Genomic DNA, 15,368 nt, shown 5'->3' on the forward strand with positions numbered 1-15,368 from the left:
AGGGGTCCTGGGTATCAGTCGATGTAGCGCTTGAGCAGGTCGCCGTACGCATCGATGCGGCGATCGCGCAGGAACGGCCAGATCCGCCGCACGTGTTCGCTGCGCTGCAGGTCGACCTCGCAGATCAGCACGGTGGGCTCGCCACCGGCTTCGGCGATGAACTCGCCCTGCGGGCCGAGCACGTGGCTGTTGCCCCAGAACTGGATGCCCGAGGCGCCCAGCGGCGAGGCTTCGTGACCGACGCGGTTGCAGCTCAGCACCGGCACGCCATTGGCCACGGCATGACCGCGATGGCTCAGCACCCACGCATCGCGCTGGCGGCCCTGCTCGTCCTGCTGGTCCTCCGGATCCCAGCCGATGGCGGTGGGGTAGAGCAGCAGCTCGGCGCCGGCCAGCGCCATCAGGCGCGCCGCTTCCGGATACCACTGGTCCCAGCACACCAGCACGCCGAGGCGACCCACCGAGGTGTCGATCGGCTTGAAGCCGATGTCGCCCGGGGTGAAGTAGAACTTCTCATAGAAGCCCGGGTCGTCCGGGATGTGCATCTTGCGGTACTTGCCCAGCAGCGTGCCGTCCTTTTCGAAGACGACCGCGGTGTTGTGGTACAGCCCGGCGGCACGGCGTTCGAACAGCGAGCCGACGATGACCACGCCATGTTTTTTGGCGAGCGCGCCGAGGCGCTCGGTGCTCGGGCCCGGGATCGGCTCGGCCAGGTCGAACTCGTCCACCGACTCGTGCTGGCAGAAGTACGCGCCGTTGTGCAGTTCCTGCAGCAGGATCAGCTTGGCACCCTGGGCGGCCGCTTCAGCCACGCGCGTTTCGATCACGGCCAGGTTGGCCGCGGCGTCACCGTGGTTGCGCTCCTGGATCAGGGCGACGGAAAGGGTGTGGCGTGAGCTCATCCGAGTGCGGTCCTGCGGGGGAAAAACGCAGTTTATCGCGGATGGGTGCACGCGGCGTGCTGTGCGCTAAATGGGCGGCGATGCCACGTTGCCGCCATCGTCGGGGCACGGTGCAGAGGGCGGCGCGTCGTTTGCGCAGGCAGGCGGGACGGGCAGCSCRATCCAGGACACGCCGTGAACCCATCCATGGGGGCTCGTGGGCGCCATCCATGGCGCCCAACGGTCCTGGATCGCGCTGCCCGCCCGCTCTACCGACATCCAGGCGCGCCGAGGGAGAGGAGCTGCAGGCCACGACCSWSGGTCGTGGCCTGCAGCAGGGGTCAGGCCAGCAACCCTTCCGGCAGCTGCATGGTGATGCAGTGCAGGCTGCCGTTCTGCCAGATCAGCGACCGGCACGGCACCGGCACGATCTCGCGGTCCGGATAGGCCTGGGCCAGCACCGCACGCGCGGCCTCGTCGGCGACATCGCCGTAGGCCGGCATCAGCACCGCGCCATTGAGGATCAGGTAGTTGGCGTAGGACGCGGCCAGGCGGCGGCCATCGTCGATCACCGGCTGCGCCCACGGCAGCGGGAACAGGCGGTACGGCGTGCCCTGCGCCGTGCGCAGCGCGGCCAGCTCGTTGCCCATTGCCTGCAGTTCGGCGAAGTGCGAATCGCCGCTGTCATCGCAGGCCTGGTAGACGATGCTGTCCACCGACGCGAAGCGCGCCAGGGTATCGATGTGGGCGTCGGTGTCGTCGCCTTCCAGGTAGCCGTGGTCCAGCCACAGCACCCGGTCCTGCTGCAGCCAGTTGGCCAGGTCGGCGCTGAGCGAATCGCGCGCGCGGTCCGGATGACGCTCGTGCAGGCACTGCCAGGTGGTCAGCAGGGTGCCGGCGCCGTCGGTTTCGATGCCGCCGCCTTCCAGTGCGAAGGGAATGCTCTGCACCTCGGCCGTTGGTGCGAACACGCCGGCCGCATGCAGCACCCCGACCAGTTGGTCGTCCAGGCTCGCGTCGAACTTGCCGCCCCAGCCGGTGAAGCGGAAGTCGAGCAGGCGGAAGCCGCCGTCGGCACGCTTGAGCGTGATCGGGCCGGAATCGCGCAGCCAGGTGTCGTCGTATTGCGCGGTGACGAAACGAACGCGGTCCATGTCGATCCGGTTGGAGCGCAGGCGCGCATCGGCGTAGGCCTCCAGGTCATCGTCGGCGACGATGATCAGCACCGGCTGGAAGCGGGTGATGGCCGCAACCAGGGCGATGTAGGTGTCCTCGACGTCACCCAGGCGGTCGGCCCAGTCGGTGTCGGCGTGGGGCCAGGCGATCAGGATGGCGGACTGGGTTTCCCATTCGGCCGGAAAGCGGAGCGTGTCGTTCATGGTCTCGATGCGATGGCCCGCCGGGTGGCGGGCAGTAGGAATGGGGTCAGCGGATCGGCGGCTTCGGGCCGACTTCGTTGGCGTCGGCCTTGTTGGCCACCACGTCGATCACCTTCTGCTTCTCGAAGTAGACGGTGAACTGCGGGTAGACCCAGCGGTTGATCGTCGGCCACTGGCGCTTCTGCCCGCCGCGCGGGTCCAGGCGTTCGCCCGGGTCGCCGAACTGGGCCTGCACCTGCTGCATGCTCTGGCCGCGGACGGGCAGGGCGGTGGCGGGCTTTTCCTGGCTGCGATCGATCAGCAGGGTGTCGGCGTGGGCGCTGGCGCAGGCCAGCAGGGCAAGCAACGGCAGGGTGGTCAGGTAACGCTTCATCTCGATCTACTCCCCAGTGGTCAAGAATACGGAAGGCCTCACGACGGCGTGCCTCATGACCAACTGTCGTGAGTTACCCGGCGATTACAGCAAAAAACGGCAATAAAAAACCGCCCGGAGGCGGTTTTTTATTCAGGCAGCTCGCGACCCGGGGGTCGTGATGCCTTTGGGCTCAGCGCTGGCGAGCCTTGAAACGCGGGTTCGACTTGCAGATCACGAAGATCTTGCCGCGACGACGAACGACCTTGCAATCGCGGTGACGGGACTTGGCCGACTTCAGGGAAGACAGGACTTTCATTGCATACCTCGGCGTAAACGTTGGATTCGGTTGGAGCGCGGCCGCGATATGCAGATGACAATCGGCAGGTGACGCCCGTTCAAGCCCGCCATTCTACCGGGCTTTTTTCCATCCTTTCAAGTGGTTGCACCAAAAAAATCTCAAGCGGCCCTGGGCGGGGGCTAGAATGGGCGGTCCAATCTACCGGGAAACCCATGAACCAGCTTCCTTCCGTGCTCACCATCGATGGCCCTTCCGGGGCTGGCAAGGGGACCGTCAGCCGCATTGTCGCACGCCGCCTGGGCTGGCATTACCTGGATTCGGGCGCTCTCTACCGCGCCGTGGGCGTGGCCGCCAGCTGGGCCGATATCGACACCTCCGACGCCTCGGCGCTGGTTCGCTGCACCTTCGACACCCATGTGCGCTTCATCGAAGCCGCCGACGGCGGGTTGCGGGTGGTGGTCAACGACACCGATGCCACCGACGAGCTGCGGCTTGAGACCACCGGGGCGCTCGCCTCGGCCATTGCGGCGATCCCGGAGGTCCGCGCGGCGCTGAAAGAACGCCAGCGCGCATTCAGGTTGGAGCCTGGGCTGGTCGCGGACGGCCGCGACATGGGCACGGTCATCTTCCCGGACGCGCCGTACAAGGTGTTTCTGACCGCCAGTGCCGAGGAGCGCGCCGAGCGCCGGCATAAGCAGTTGAAAGACAAGGGGGTTTCTGTTAACTTTGATGACCTCCTGCGCGAGATCATGGCCCGCGACGCCCGTGATGCACAGCGCACAGTGGCGCCCCTGAAGCCGGCAGACGATGCCGTCATCATCGACACCAGTGGCATCGGCATCGACGCAGTCGTTGCCAACGTGTTGGATCTGCTTCCGGTTTCGGGTGCCTGATCCGTTGTACAGGAGGACCGTCAATCCATCGGCGGTGTCGCACCATCGCAAGGCTGCAAAAGCTCCGTCCCGCAATGTTGCGTGGCGGTTTTCCTACTTAACACACGACCTGCGTTACCGGGGTCGACCAACAGGCGGGCAGTAAGCGGTTCCCTTCGGGGGCCAATGCCCATGTGTCCAACAGAGTAAATCTAATGACCGAATCATTTGCCGAACTGTTCGAAGCCAGCCAGGCCAATCTGGCCAAGCTGAAGCCGGGCTCGATCGTCAGCGGCGTCGTTGTTGAAGTCCGCGGCGACGTCGTGGTGATCAACGCCGGCCTGAAGTCCGAAGGCATCGTGCCGATCGAACAGTTCCGTAACGACGCTGGCGAAATCGACGTCGCCGAAGGCGATGTCGTCAAGGTTGCCCTCGATTCCATCGAGAACGGCTTCGGCGAAACCGTCCTGTCGCGCGAGAAGGCCAAGCGCGCGATGGTGTGGGACGAGCTGGAAGAAGCGTTGGAGAAGAACGAAACCATCACCGGTCGCATCAGCGGCAAGGTCAAGGGTGGTTTCACCGTGGACATCAAGGATGTCCGCGCGTTCCTGCCGGGTTCCCTGGTCGATGTGCGCCCCGTGCGCGATCCGGCCTACCTGGAAGGCAAGGAGCTGGAATTCAAGCTCATCAAGCTGGACCGCAAGCGTAACAACGTCGTGGTTTCGCGCCGCGCTGTCGTCGAAAGCGAGCACTCGGAAGAGCGCGAGCAGCTGATGGACAAGCTGCAGGAAGGCGCGATCCTGAAGGGTGTCGTCAAGAACCTGACCGATTACGGCGCGTTCGTGGACCTGGGCGGTATCGACGGCCTGCTGCACATCACCGACATGGCCTGGAAGCGCGTGCGCCATCCGTCCGAAGTCGTGAACGTCGGCGACGAGCTGGACGTCCGCGTGCTGAAGTTCGACCGCGAGCGCAACCGCGTTTCGCTGGGTCTGAAGCAGCTGGGTGAAGATCCGTGGGACAACATCGCCCGTCGTTACCCGGCCAACAGCCGCGTCTTCGGCAAGGTCTCCAACGTCACCGATTACGGCGCATTCGTCGAGATCGAGCCGGGCGTGGAAGGCCTGGTGCACGTGTCGGAAATGGATTGGACCAACAAGAACGTCAACCCGTCCAAGGTTGTGCAGGTCGGTGACGAAGTTGAAGTCATGGTCCTGGACGTCGACGAGGAGCGTCGCCGCATCTCGCTGGGCATGAAGCAGGTTGCCGCCAATCCGTGGGAAACCTTCGCTGCCATCCACAAGAAGGGCGACAAGGTGTCGGGCCAGATCAAGTCGATCACCGACTTCGGCATCTTCATCGGCCTGGACGGCGGTATCGATGGCCTGGTGCACCTGTCCGACATCAGCTGGAACACCACCGGCGAAGACGTGGTCCGCAACTACAAGAAGGGCGACAACCTGGACGCAGTGGTCCTGGCCGTCGATCCGGAGCGCGAGCGCATCAGCCTGGGCGTCAAGCAGCTGGAGCAGGATCCGTTCGGTCAGTACATGGCGGCCAACCCGAAGGGTTCCAAGGTCGAAGGCGTGGTCAAGGAAGTGGACGCCAAGGGCGCTACCATCGAACTGGCTGACGGCATCGAAGGCTACGTGGCCGCTCGCGATGTTGCGAACGAGCGCGTGGACGACGCGACCCAGTTCCTGAAGGTCGGCGACAAGGTTGAAGCCAAGTTCGTGGGCATGGATCGCAAGGGTCGTACCCTGCAGCTGTCGATCAAGGCCAAGGACGATGCGGAAATGCGCGAAGTGCTGGAGGAATACCAGTCCTCTTCGGCGTCCAGCGGCACCACCCAGCTCGGCGCGCTGCTGCGTGCACAGCTGAACGGCAACAAGTCCGAGTAATCGGTCTGTCGCTGTCGTAGTTTCCTGGACGGCCCGGACAACAGTCCGGGCCGTTTCAGGGTCTAGTTCCCCCCGAAGAGCCCGTAATGACCAAATCCGAGCTGATCGAAATCCTGGCGCGCCGACAGGCGCATTTGAAGTCGGACGATGTCGATCTGGCCGTGAAGTCGTTGCTGGAAATGATGGGTGGGGCGCTGGCCGGCGGGGATCGCATCGAGATCCGCGGGTTCGGCAGTTTTTCGTTGCACTACCGGCCACCCAGGCTGGGGCGCAACCCCAAGACCGGGGAGTCGGTCGCATTGCCGGGCAAGCATGTCCCGCATTTCAAACCCGGCAAGGAGCTGCGCGAGCGCGTCAGCGCCGTGGTGCCGCTGGAAAGCGACCCCGCGTAGAGCGGACCGTTGGTCCGCTGCTTTTTTCGTTCCGGGCCTCTTTGTCCCGCTGCTCTATATTCCGCTACTCTTTGAATCTCCCGGAACTGGAGATGCTACATGAAAGTCGTACGTCTGCTTGTGCTGCTGGCGGTTCTGGTCGCCGGACTGATTATTGGTGCGCTCAACTCGGACAAGATGGTTCTCAGTCTGGGCTTCACCCAAATCACCACCACCACCGGCCTGGCGATCATTGTCGCCCTGTTGTCCGGTGCCATCATCGGCGGCGGCATCGTGCTGGCCAGCCTGGTGATCCCGTTGTACGCGAAGCTGCGCAAGGCGCAGAAGGCTGTCCCGACCGCGGTCGTGGCGCCGGCTTCCACCCCTTCTTCTACTTTCGACGGACGCTGAGCCCCGATGGAATTTGTCTCCGAGTGGTTCTGGTTCTTCCTGTTCCTGCCGTTGGCGGCGTTGTCCGGCTGGGTGATAGGCCGTCGCGGTGGCCAGCGCCATGGCGACAACCAGGTCAGCCGCCTGTCCAGCACCTATTTCCGTGGCCTGAACTACCTGCTCAACGAGCAGCCGGACAAGGCGATCGAGCTGTTCCTGCATATCGCCGAGCTGGACAAGGAAACCTTCGAAACCCAGGTCGCGCTGGGCCACCTGTTCCGCCGTCGTGGCGAGGTGGATCGTGCGATCCGGCTGCACCAGGGCCTGGTCAACCGTGCCGACCTGAATGACGCGCAGCGGGTGCAGGCACTGCTCGCCCTGGGCGAGGACTACATGAAGTCCGGGCTGCTGGACCGTGCCGAAACCGTGTTCAGTGAGCTGGCGCAGATCGACCAGCGCGCGCCGCAGGCGCTCAAGCACCTGATCGGGATCTACCAGGCCGAGCGTGACTGGGAAAAGGCGATCGACAACGCCAGCCGCTTCGAGGAAGTCACCGGCGAGCCGATGGGCAAGCTGATCGGGCAGTTCGAATGCGAACTGGCCGAGCGCTTCCGCGGCGCCGGCAAGATCGAGGAGGCGAGGGCGGCCATCGCGCGCGCCTACCAGGCCGATGCGATGTCGGTCCGCGCCGGCATCATCGAGGGCCGTCTTGAAGCGGATGCGGGCAATGCCGAAGCCGCCGTGCGCGCCTTCGAGCGCGCCGCGCGCAACGATCCCGAATACCTGCCCGAAGTGCTGCAGGCGCTGATGCAGAACTACCGCAAGGTCGGCGACCTTGGCGGTGCACGCGCGTTCCTGTCGGAGATGACCGAGCATTACCGTGGCATCGCCCCGGTGCTGGCCTTGACCCAGTTGATGGAAGAACAGGAGGGCGTGGCCCCGGCGCGCGCCTATCTCGGCCGCCAGCTCAAGGATCGTCCGTCGGTTCGTGGCGAATCGGCGCTGATCGACCTGACCCTGGCCGAGGGCGCGGACGCCACCGCGACCCTGCATGACCTCAAGCACATCACCGACCAGCTGCTGGTGCGCAACCCGGCCTATCGCTGCACGCGTTGCGGTTTCGGCGCACGTACGCACCACTGGCAGTGCCCCAGCTGCAAGGAATGGGGAACGGTCAAGCCGCTGCTGAACTACGCGGTGCTCTAAGCGATGCCCGTGGCCTGGATGGTCGGGTTGCCGGCGGTGCTGGCGATCGCGGCGGCGCTCACCTGGGGTGCGCGCCATTACGCGCTGCGCCGCAACCTGATGGATCAGCCCGGCGAACGCCGCAGCCATGGCGTGGCCACCCCGCGCGGGGGCGGCATCGCGATCGTGCTGACCCTGCTGCTGGCTACGGGCGTAGCTGCGCTGGCGTGGCCCGGCGCACGTCTTCAGTTGCTGGTGTTCGGTCTTGGCCTGGTGCTGGTGGCCGGCATTGGCTGGTGGGACGATCACCGCCCGCTGCCCGCGGTCCGCCGGTTGCTGGTGCATCTGGTCGCCGCCGCGTTGGTGGCCGCGCTGGTGTGGCAGGCCAGCGGCAATCCGTGGCAGGCGCTGCTGGCGCTGCTGTTCACGACGTCGTTGATCAACATCTGGAACTTCATGGATGGCATCAACGGCATAGCCACTACCCAGGCCATCCTGGCCGGGCTGGCCTTCGCGGTGGTGATGCCCGCGCCCTTTGCCCTGACCGGCCTGGTCCTGGCCTTGGCGTGCCTGGGGTTCCTGCCATTCAACTACCCGCGGGCACGGATCTTCATGGGCGATGTCGGCAGCGGCGCGCTGGGCTATGCAATTGCCGCCCTGGTCTGCCTGGCCAGCGTGGTGACCGAGGTCAACTGGTTGCTGCTGCTAGTGCCGCTCACGGCGTTCCTCGTGGACGCAGGCTTCACACTGCTGTCGCGCATGCTGTCCGGGCAAAGATGGATGGAGCCCCACACCCAGCATCTCTACCAGCGCGCGGTCAAAGGTGGTCTGAGCCACACTTTGGTCACAGGGATGTACTTTGTTTTTGGTCTATTCAGTATTACAGTGTTTAATGCTTGCAGTGATCTGCAGCCGAGGTGGGAGGCTGCCGTAGCCGTCGCGTGGATGATCTTCGCGACCGGCCTGTGGCTACTCCTGCGCAAGGGAATGCGCAACTAGAAGGATTGTTTGTTTTATGACGCCTTGGCAGGACCGTCTTACCAGTTTGATTCCGCGCGGCGCCATCGTGGTCCACGACCTGTTCATGGTCTGGGCGTGCTGGCAGCTGCTGCATGCGGGCCGCTATTCGATGCTGGCCGATGCCCCCTCGCTTCCGCTGTGGAACATCGACACCTCGCTGGTGCTGGCGATCCAGGCAGTGGTGTTCTGGCGGGTGGGCCTGTACCGCGGCCTGTGGCGTTTCGCCAGCGTGGCCGACCTCCTCAACATCTTCAAGGCCAGCTTCATCGGCCTGCTCGCCATCGTGGTCGTGCTGGCCTACAAGCGCTTCAACGGCGTGCCGATGTCGGTGCTGGTGATCTACCCGTTCGCGCTGTCGGCGCTGCTGGGCGCGCCACGCCTGTTGTACCGCGCGTGGAAGGACTACCAGTCGCTGCAATACGACGCCACTGCGCGTCGGGTGCTGATCCTGGGTGCCGGCCAGGCCGCCGAGGCGCTGGTCCGCGACCTGCGCCGTTCCGGCGATTTCGAGCCGGTCGGCCTGCTTGACGATGCCCCGCACCTGCAGGGCGCCAAGCTGCAAGGCCTGCCGATTCTCGGCACGCTGGACGATGCCCCCGCCGCGGTGCGCGAAACCGCCGCCCGACTGCTGGTGATCGCCATTCCCTCCCTGGATGCGGTCGGGATGCAGCGGGTGGTCGCCATCTGTGAGGCCACCGGCGTGCCGTTCCGCATGGTGCCCAAGCTCAATGACGTGCTGCTCGGTCATTCGCTGCCGGGCGAGCTCAAGGAAGTGGCGATCGAGGATCTGCTGGGTCGCAAGCCGATCCTGCCGGACTGGTCGCTGATCCGTGGCTGGCTGGGCGGGCGCACCGTGCTGGTGACCGGCGCCGGTGGCTCGATCGGTTCGGAGCTGTGCCGCCAGTGCGCGCGTCACGGTGCCGGCCGGATCATCCTGCTGGAAATGAGTGAACTGCTGCTGCTGACCATCGAGGGCGAGCTCACCCGCAGCTTCCCCGACCTGGAAGTGGAAGCGGTGCTCGGCGATTGCGGTGACCCGGCGGTGATCCGCCACGCGCTGTCGATGGCCAGCGTCGATGCGGTCTTCCATGCCGCCGCCTACAAGCAGGTGCCGGTGCTGGAACGCCAGCTTCGTGAGGCGGTGCGCAACAACATCCTGTCCACCGAAACGGTGGCCCGTGCCTGTGTCGAGGCCCGGATCGAGCATTTCGTGTTCATCTCCACCGACAAGGCGGTCGACCCGGTCAACGCGCTCGGCGCGAGCAAGCGCTACGCCGAGATGATCTGCCAGAGCCTGGACCAGAAGACCAGCCACACCCGTTTCGTGACTGTGCGCTTCGGCAACGTGCTGGCCTCGGCCGGCAGCGTGGTGCCGCTGTTCCGCGACCAGATCCTCAAGGGCGGGCCGGTCACCGTGACCGATCCGGAAGTGACGCGTTACTTCATGACCATCCCCGAGGCCTGCCAGCTCATCCTGCAGGCCGCGGCATCGGCGTCGCACGGGGCGATCTACACCCTGGACATGGGCGAGCCGGTGCCGATCCGCGTGCTCGCCGAGCAGATGATCCGCCTGGCCGGCAAACAGCCGTACAAGGACATCGCGATCATCTATACCGGCCTGCGTCCGGGCGAAAAGCTGCACGAGACCCTGTTCTATTCGGACGAGGACTATCGCCCCACCGCGCACCCGAAGATCCTCGAAGCCGGCGTGCGTACGTTCGCCCGCGAGCAGGTGCTGGGCAATGTCCCGCGCCTGCGCGAAGCGATCGCCACCTACGACACCGATGCCATCAACAGCATCCTGTTCGCCACCATGCCGGAGTTCTCGCCACTGCAACAGGACGATCACGTCGCGTCCGCTAAAGTGCTTCCCTTCCCGGCACGAGAGGCCAACAGGCTGTGACGAACAAGCGTATCCGCAAGGCGGTTTTCCCGGTGGCAGGTCTCGGTACCCGATTCCTTCCCGCGACCAAGACGGTTCCCAAGGAAATGCTGCCGATCATCGATCGGCCGTTGATCCAATATGCCGTCGATGAAGCGATCGAAGCCGGCTGCGACACCCTGATCTTCATCACCAACCGCTACAAGCATGCGGTGGCCGATTATTTCGACAAGGCCTACGAGCTGGAGCAGAAGCTCGAGCGCGCCGGCAAGATGKAGCAGCTGGAGCTGGTGCGCCACGTGCTGCCCAACGGCGTGCGTGCGATCTTCGTCACCCAGGCCGAGGCGCTGGGGCTGGGCCATGCGGTACTGTGCGCCAAGGCGATCGTCGGCGACGAACCGTTCGCGGTGCTGCTGCCTGACGACCTGATCTGGAACAAGGGTGACGGTGCGCTCAAGCAGATGGCCGACGCCAACCAGGCCACCGGCGCGAGCATCATCGCCGTCGAGGACGTCCCGCGCGACAAGACCGGCAGCTACGGCATCGTCGCCACCGACACCTTCGATGGCCGCCAGGGTCGGATCAGTGCGATTGTCGAGAAGCCCAAGCCCGAGGACGCGCCGAGCGACCTGGCCGTGGTCGGCCGCTACGTACTGAGCCCGAAGATCTTCGAGCTGCTTGAAGCCACCGGCACCGGTGCAGGTGGTGAGATCCAGCTGACCGACGCCATCGCCGAGCTGCTCAAGAGCGAGCGCGTGGACGCCTTCCGCTTCGAAGGCACCCGTTTCGACTGTGGTACCCACCTGGGTCTGGTCGAAGCGACCATCCGCTTTGCGTTGAACAACGAGAAGCTGGCCGGACCGGCGCGCGAGATGCTGAAGAAGGCGCTCGCCGACAGCTGACCGGTAGCGCCGGGCCATGCCCGGCTGAACGTCGCGCCGGGCGATACCTGGTTGACCGTTGAAACGGGCGTGGTGATGTTGCCGAGCATGGCTCGGCACTACGCACGGATTTACGGTCACGGTAAACATAAAGAAGGGCAGCCTCGCGGCTGCCCTTCTGCGTTCAGCGCATCGACCACCGGTCGATGCCTGCTCCGGCGACGGGTGCCGGCGCTAGGCCGGCACCGACGGATGCATCACAGCGACTCGAAGATACCGGCCGCACCCATGCCGGTGCCGATGCACATGGTCACCATGCCGTACTTCTGCTGGCGACGGCGCAGGCCGTGCAGCAGGGTGGCGGTACGGATCGCGCCGGTCGCGCCCAGCGGGTGGCCCAGGGCGATGGCGCCGCCCAGCGGATTGACCTTGGACGGGTCCAGGCCGCAATCGCGGATGACCGCCAGCGACTGCGCGGCGAAGGCTTCGTTGAGCTCGATCCAGTCCAGCTGGTCCTGGCTCAGGCCGGCCTGCTTGAGGGCCTTGGGAATCGCGGCGATCGGGCCGATGCCCATCACTTCCGGGCGCACGCCAGCCACCGAGAAGCTGACGAAGCGGGCCAGCGGCGTCAGACCGTAGTCCTTGATCGCCTGCTCCGAGGCCAGCAGCACGGCGCCGGCGCCGTCGCTCATCTGCGAGGAGTTGCCCGCGGTGACGGTGCCGCCGGACTGGCCGTTGCGGAACACCGGGCGCAGCTTGGCCAGGCCTTCGGCGGACGAATCCAGGCGCGGGCCTTCGTCGGTGTCGACGATCCTGTCACGGGTGATGATGCGGCGGCCGTCGGCCAGGTCGGGCTGGCGGGTGCGCACGTCGTAAGGGCTGATCTCGTCCTTGAAGTCGCCGTTCTGGATCGCGGCGATGGCCTTCTGGTGCGAGGCGAGGGCGAAGGCGTCCTGCTCCTCACGCGAGACCTTCCATTCCTCGGCCACCTTCTCGGCGGTGATGCCCATGCCGTAGGCGATGGCGACGTGGTCGTTGTCGAATACGCTCGGGGCCATCGCGATCTTGTTGCCCATCATCGGCACCATCGACATCGACTCGGTGCCACCGGCCAGCATCAGGTCCGAATTGCCCAGGCGGATCTGGTCGGCGGCCATCGCCACGGCCTGCAGGCCGGACGAGCAGAAGCGGTTGACGGTCTGCGCGGCGATGGTGTCCGGCAGCCCGGCCAGCAGCACGCCGATGCGTGCCACGTTCATGCCCTGCTCGGCCTCGGGCATCGCACAGCCGATGATCGCGTCATCGATGCGGTTGACGTCCACGCCCGGCGCCTGCGCGACCACGGAACGGAGCACGTGGGCGAGCATGTCATCGGGACGGGTATTGCGGAACATGCCCTTGGGCGCCTTGCCGACCGGGGTGCGGGTAGCGGCGACGATGTAGGCGTCCTGGATTTGCTTGGTCATTGCAGTGATCTCTTCAAATAGGGGGACAGGCGTGCCGRCCAGGGGCCGGCACCAGGCGGGCGCGGACGGCGTCCGTCGCGCCCGTGACGCCATCAGTTACGCAGCGGCTTGCCGGTCTTGAGCATGTGCGCGATGCGGGCCTGGGTCTTTTCCTGCTGGGCCAGTTCGACGAAGTGCTTGCGCTCCAGGGTCAGCAGCCATTCCTCGTCCACCAGCGTGCCGCGATCCACTTCGCCACCGCACAGCACGGTGGCGATGCGCACGGCGATCTCGTAGTCGTACGGGCTGATGAAACGACCTTCTAGCATGTTGACCAGCATCATCTTGAAGGTGGCGATGCCGACGTCGCCGGCAACCTGGATGCGGCGGGCCGGCATCGGCGGACGGTAGCCACCTTCGGCCAGCGCCAGCACTTCGGCCTTGGCGATATGGAGCGCTTCGAAGCTGTTGAACACGACCTTGTCGGTCGCGCGCATCAGGCCCAGTTCCTTGGCGTTGACCGCCGAGTTGGAGACCTTGGCCATGGCCACGGTTTCGAAGGTTTTCTTCAGTTCGGCGAACACGTCACCGCCCGGACCGGCGGCCTGCGAGGCACGCACGGCCAGTTCCTTCAGGCCACCACCGGCGGGCAGCAGGCCGACGCCGGCTTCGACCAGGCCGATGTAGCTTTCCAGCGCGGCCACGCTCTTGGCGCTGTGCATCTGGAATTCGCAACCACCGCCGAGGGCCAGGCCGCGCACGGCGGTCACCACCGGCACCAGCGAATACTTGATCGCCTGGCTGGTGCGCTGGAAGTTGTGCACCATTTCTTCGAACTGCTCGACCTTGCCGGCCTGCAGCAGGCCCAGCGCACCGGCCAGGTCGGCACCGGCGGAGAAGGGTTCCTTCTGCTGCCAGATCACCAGGCCCTTGAAGTCCTGCTCGGCGCGCTTGATCGCTCCCTGCAGGCCATTGAGCACGTGGTCGGAGACGGTGTTCATCTTGGTCTTGAAGCTGACCACGGCGATGCCGTCGCCGTCGTGCCACATGCGCACGCCGTCGTTCTCGAACACGGTCTCACCCGGGCTGAAGGTTTCACCCAGCAGCGGATCGGGGAAGCGCTGGCGCTGGTACACCGGCAGGGCCGAGCGTGGCAGCTTGGCGTTGCGCGACGGGCTGTAGCTGCCTTCGGCGGCATGCACGCCGTCGCGGCCATCGAACACCCAGTCCGGCAACGGCGCGTTGCTCATGCTCTTGCCGGCGACGATGTCATCGGCGATCCACTGCGCGACCTGCTTCCAGCCGGCGGCCTGCCAGGTTTCGAACGGGCCCAGCGACCAGCCGTAGCCCCAGCGGATGGCCAGGTCGACGTCGCGCGCGGTTTCGGCGATGTCGGCCAGGTGGTAGGCGCTGTAGTGGAACAGGTCGCGGAAGGTCGCCCACAGGAACTGCGCCTGCGGGTGCTGGCTCTCGCGCAGCTTGGCGAACTTCTCGGCCGGGTTCTTGATCTTCAGGATCTCGACCACTTCCGGCGCGGCGGTGCGGTCGGCGGCGCGGTAGTCCTGCTTTTCCAGATCAAGGACGACGATGTCCTTGCCGACCTTGCGGAAGATGCCGGCACCGGTCTTCTGGCCGAGCGCGCCCTTGGCGATCAGCGCGTCCAGCCACTTGGGCGATTTGAAGAACTCATGCCACGGATCGTTGGGCAGGGTGTCGCCCATGGTCTTGATCACGTGCGCCATGGTGTCCAGCCCGACCACATCGGAGGTGCGGTAGGTGGCCGACTTCGGGCGGCCCACCAGCGGGCCGGTCAGGCCGTCGACTTCGTCGAAGCCCAGGCCGAATGCCTGCGTGTGGTGGATGGTGGACAGGATCGAGAACACGCCGATGCGGTTGCCGATGAAGTTCGGGGTGTCCTTGGCGTACACCACGCCCTTGCCCAGGGTGGTGACCAGGAAGGCTTCCAGCCCTTCCAGCACCGACGCATCGGTGGTGGTTGCCGGGATCAGCTCGGCCAGGTGCATATAGCGCGGCGGATTGAAGAAGTGCACGCCGCAGAAGCGGTGGCGCAGCTGCTCGGGCAGCACGTCGGCGAGCTTGTTGATGCCCAGGCCGGAGGTGTTGGAGGCCAGCACGGCGTGATCAGCCACGAACGGGGCGATCTTCTTGTACAGGTCCTGCTTCCAGTCCATCCGTTCGGCGATGGCTTCGATGATCAGGTCGCAGTCCTTCAACTGCTCCAGGCCCGTCTCGTAGTTGGYCGGGGTGATCGCCTCGGCGTAGGACTTGCTCGCGAGCGGGGCAGGGCTGAGCTTGCCCAGGTTGGCGATTGCCTTGAGCACGATGCCATCGGCCGGACCTTCCTTGGCGGGAAGATCGAACAGCACGGTGTCGACGCCGGCATTGGTCAGGTGGGCCGCGATCTGGGCACCCATGACACCGGCACCCAGTACGGCGGCGCGGCGGACTGGCAGGGAATTGGACATGTCGATAAGCCTTTGGTTGTCT

14 protein-coding genes are annotated in these 15,368 nt (G+C 65.5%); 8 read left to right on the top strand and 6 right to left on the bottom strand.

Translation table 11 applies throughout. The features are described 5' to 3' along the window. Positions 1-14: 14 nt before the first annotated feature. From AC1DR7_RS10785 to ykgO, 4 genes are all read right to left on the bottom strand, one after another. On the bottom strand, positions 15-902 hold the full coding sequence (locus AC1DR7_RS10785) for a carbon-nitrogen hydrolase (protein ID WP_256773973.1): 888 nt from the start codon (positions 900-902) through the stop codon (positions 15-17). 320 nt (positions 903-1,222) lie between these two features. Beyond that, positions 1,223-2,260, bottom strand: a complete 1,038-nt coding sequence (locus AC1DR7_RS10790; protein ID WP_256773972.1) for an agmatine deiminase family protein — start codon at positions 2,258-2,260, stop codon at positions 1,223-1,225. A gap of 46 nt (positions 2,261-2,306) precedes the next feature. Next, positions 2,307-2,633, bottom strand: coding sequence for a hypothetical protein (locus tag AC1DR7_RS10795; protein ID WP_256773971.1), 327 nt, complete (start codon positions 2,631-2,633; stop codon positions 2,307-2,309). A 172-nt stretch (positions 2,634-2,805) separates the two neighbouring features. Beyond that, positions 2,806-2,931, bottom strand: coding sequence for a type B 50S ribosomal protein L36 (gene ykgO, locus AC1DR7_RS10800; protein ID WP_017355593.1), 126 nt, complete (start codon positions 2,929-2,931; stop codon positions 2,806-2,808). Between the two features lie 194 nt (positions 2,932-3,125). Between ykgO and cmk the strand changes: the two genes are divergently transcribed. The 8 genes from cmk to galU all read left to right on the top strand — a co-directional run bounded on the left by cmk (position 3,126) and on the right by galU (position 11,436). After that, positions 3,126-3,806 carry a (d)CMP kinase gene (gene cmk / locus AC1DR7_RS10805; protein WP_256773970.1) on the top strand — a complete coding sequence of 227 codons (681 nt, stop codon included), beginning with the start codon at positions 3,126-3,128 and terminating at the stop codon, positions 3,804-3,806. Positions 3,807-4,000: 194 nt separating this feature from the next. Further along, the gene (rpsA, locus tag AC1DR7_RS10810) at positions 4,001-5,686 is read left to right on the top strand and encodes a 30S ribosomal protein S1 (protein WP_121042136.1); all 1,686 of its coding nucleotides are present in this window, start codon (positions 4,001-4,003) and stop codon (positions 5,684-5,686) included. Positions 5,687-5,772: 86 nt separating this feature from the next. After that, positions 5,773-6,078 carry an integration host factor subunit beta gene (locus AC1DR7_RS10815; protein ID WP_017355596.1) on the top strand — a complete coding sequence of 102 codons (306 nt, stop codon included), beginning with the start codon at positions 5,773-5,775 and terminating at the stop codon, positions 6,076-6,078. 99 nt (positions 6,079-6,177) lie between these two features. Further along, positions 6,178-6,468 (top strand): hypothetical protein, encoded by a 291-nt coding sequence (locus tag AC1DR7_RS10820; RefSeq protein WP_478052398.1) that lies wholly within the window; start codon positions 6,178-6,180, stop codon positions 6,466-6,468. Between the two features lie 6 nt (positions 6,469-6,474). Then, positions 6,475-7,653 carry a lipopolysaccharide assembly protein LapB gene (gene lapB / locus AC1DR7_RS10825; RefSeq protein ID WP_256773968.1) on the top strand — a complete coding sequence of 393 codons (1,179 nt, stop codon included), beginning with the start codon at positions 6,475-6,477 and terminating at the stop codon, positions 7,651-7,653. Positions 7,654-7,656: 3 nt separating this feature from the next. Further along, positions 7,657-8,631 carry an MraY family glycosyltransferase gene (locus AC1DR7_RS10830; protein ID WP_478052127.1) on the top strand — a complete coding sequence of 325 codons (975 nt, stop codon included), beginning with the start codon at positions 7,657-7,659 and terminating at the stop codon, positions 8,629-8,631. Positions 8,632-8,647: 16 nt separating this feature from the next. Further along, complete coding sequence (locus AC1DR7_RS10835; RefSeq protein ID WP_256773966.1) at positions 8,648-10,555, top strand: polysaccharide biosynthesis protein; 1,908 nt, start codon at positions 8,648-8,650, stop codon at positions 10,553-10,555. Then, entirely contained in the window at positions 10,552-11,436 is an 885-nt protein-coding gene (galU, locus tag AC1DR7_RS10840) for a UTP--glucose-1-phosphate uridylyltransferase GalU (RefSeq protein WP_478076480.1), read from the top strand. The genes AC1DR7_RS10835 and galU overlap by 4 nt, the downstream gene beginning before the upstream one ends. Positions 11,437-11,672: 236 nt before the next feature. Here galU and AC1DR7_RS10845 read toward each other — a convergent pair whose 3' ends face one another. Together AC1DR7_RS10845 and AC1DR7_RS10850 are read right to left on the bottom strand one after the other, a co-directional pair. Next, positions 11,673-12,881, bottom strand: coding sequence for an acetyl-CoA C-acyltransferase (locus AC1DR7_RS10845; protein ID WP_457320646.1), 1,209 nt, complete (start codon positions 12,879-12,881; stop codon positions 11,673-11,675). Between the two features lie 92 nt (positions 12,882-12,973). Beyond that, on the bottom strand, positions 12,974-15,346 hold the full coding sequence (locus AC1DR7_RS10850; protein ID WP_478076481.1) for a 3-hydroxyacyl-CoA dehydrogenase/enoyl-CoA hydratase family protein: 2,373 nt from the start codon (positions 15,344-15,346) through the stop codon (positions 12,974-12,976). Positions 15,347-15,368 lie beyond the last annotated feature (22 nt).

It is taken from the genome of Stenotrophomonas sp. P5_A9 (assembly GCF_056400525.1).

Coding starts and splice junctions, on each gene's coding strand:
- AC1DR7_RS10785 (WP_256773973.1), bottom strand. CDS start 902: ATGAGCTCACGCCACACCCTTTCCGTCGCCCTGATCCAGGAGCGCAAC.
- AC1DR7_RS10790 (WP_256773972.1), bottom strand. CDS start 2,260: ATGAACGACACGCTCCGCTTTCCGGCCGAATGGGAAACCCAGTCCGCC.
- AC1DR7_RS10795 (WP_256773971.1), bottom strand. CDS start 2,633: ATGAAGCGTTACCTGACCACCCTGCCGTTGCTTGCCCTGCTGGCCTGC.
- ykgO (WP_017355593.1), bottom strand. CDS start 2,931: ATGAAAGTCCTGTCTTCCCTGAAGTCGGCCAAGTCCCGTCACCGCGAT.
- cmk (WP_256773970.1), top strand. CDS start 3,126: ATGAACCAGCTTCCTTCCGTGCTCACCATCGATGGCCCTTCCGGGGCT.
- rpsA (WP_121042136.1), top strand. CDS start 4,001: ATGACCGAATCATTTGCCGAACTGTTCGAAGCCAGCCAGGCCAATCTG.
- AC1DR7_RS10815 (WP_017355596.1), top strand. CDS start 5,773: ATGACCAAATCCGAGCTGATCGAAATCCTGGCGCGCCGACAGGCGCAT.
- AC1DR7_RS10820 (WP_478052398.1), top strand. CDS start 6,178: ATGAAAGTCGTACGTCTGCTTGTGCTGCTGGCGGTTCTGGTCGCCGGA.
- lapB (WP_256773968.1), top strand. CDS start 6,475: ATGGAATTTGTCTCCGAGTGGTTCTGGTTCTTCCTGTTCCTGCCGTTG.
- AC1DR7_RS10830 (WP_478052127.1), top strand. CDS start 7,657: ATGCCCGTGGCCTGGATGGTCGGGTTGCCGGCGGTGCTGGCGATCGCG.
- AC1DR7_RS10835 (WP_256773966.1), top strand. CDS start 8,648: ATGACGCCTTGGCAGGACCGTCTTACCAGTTTGATTCCGCGCGGCGCC.
- AC1DR7_RS10845 (WP_457320646.1), bottom strand. CDS start 12,881: ATGACCAAGCAAATCCAGGACGCCTACATCGTCGCCGCTACCCGCACC.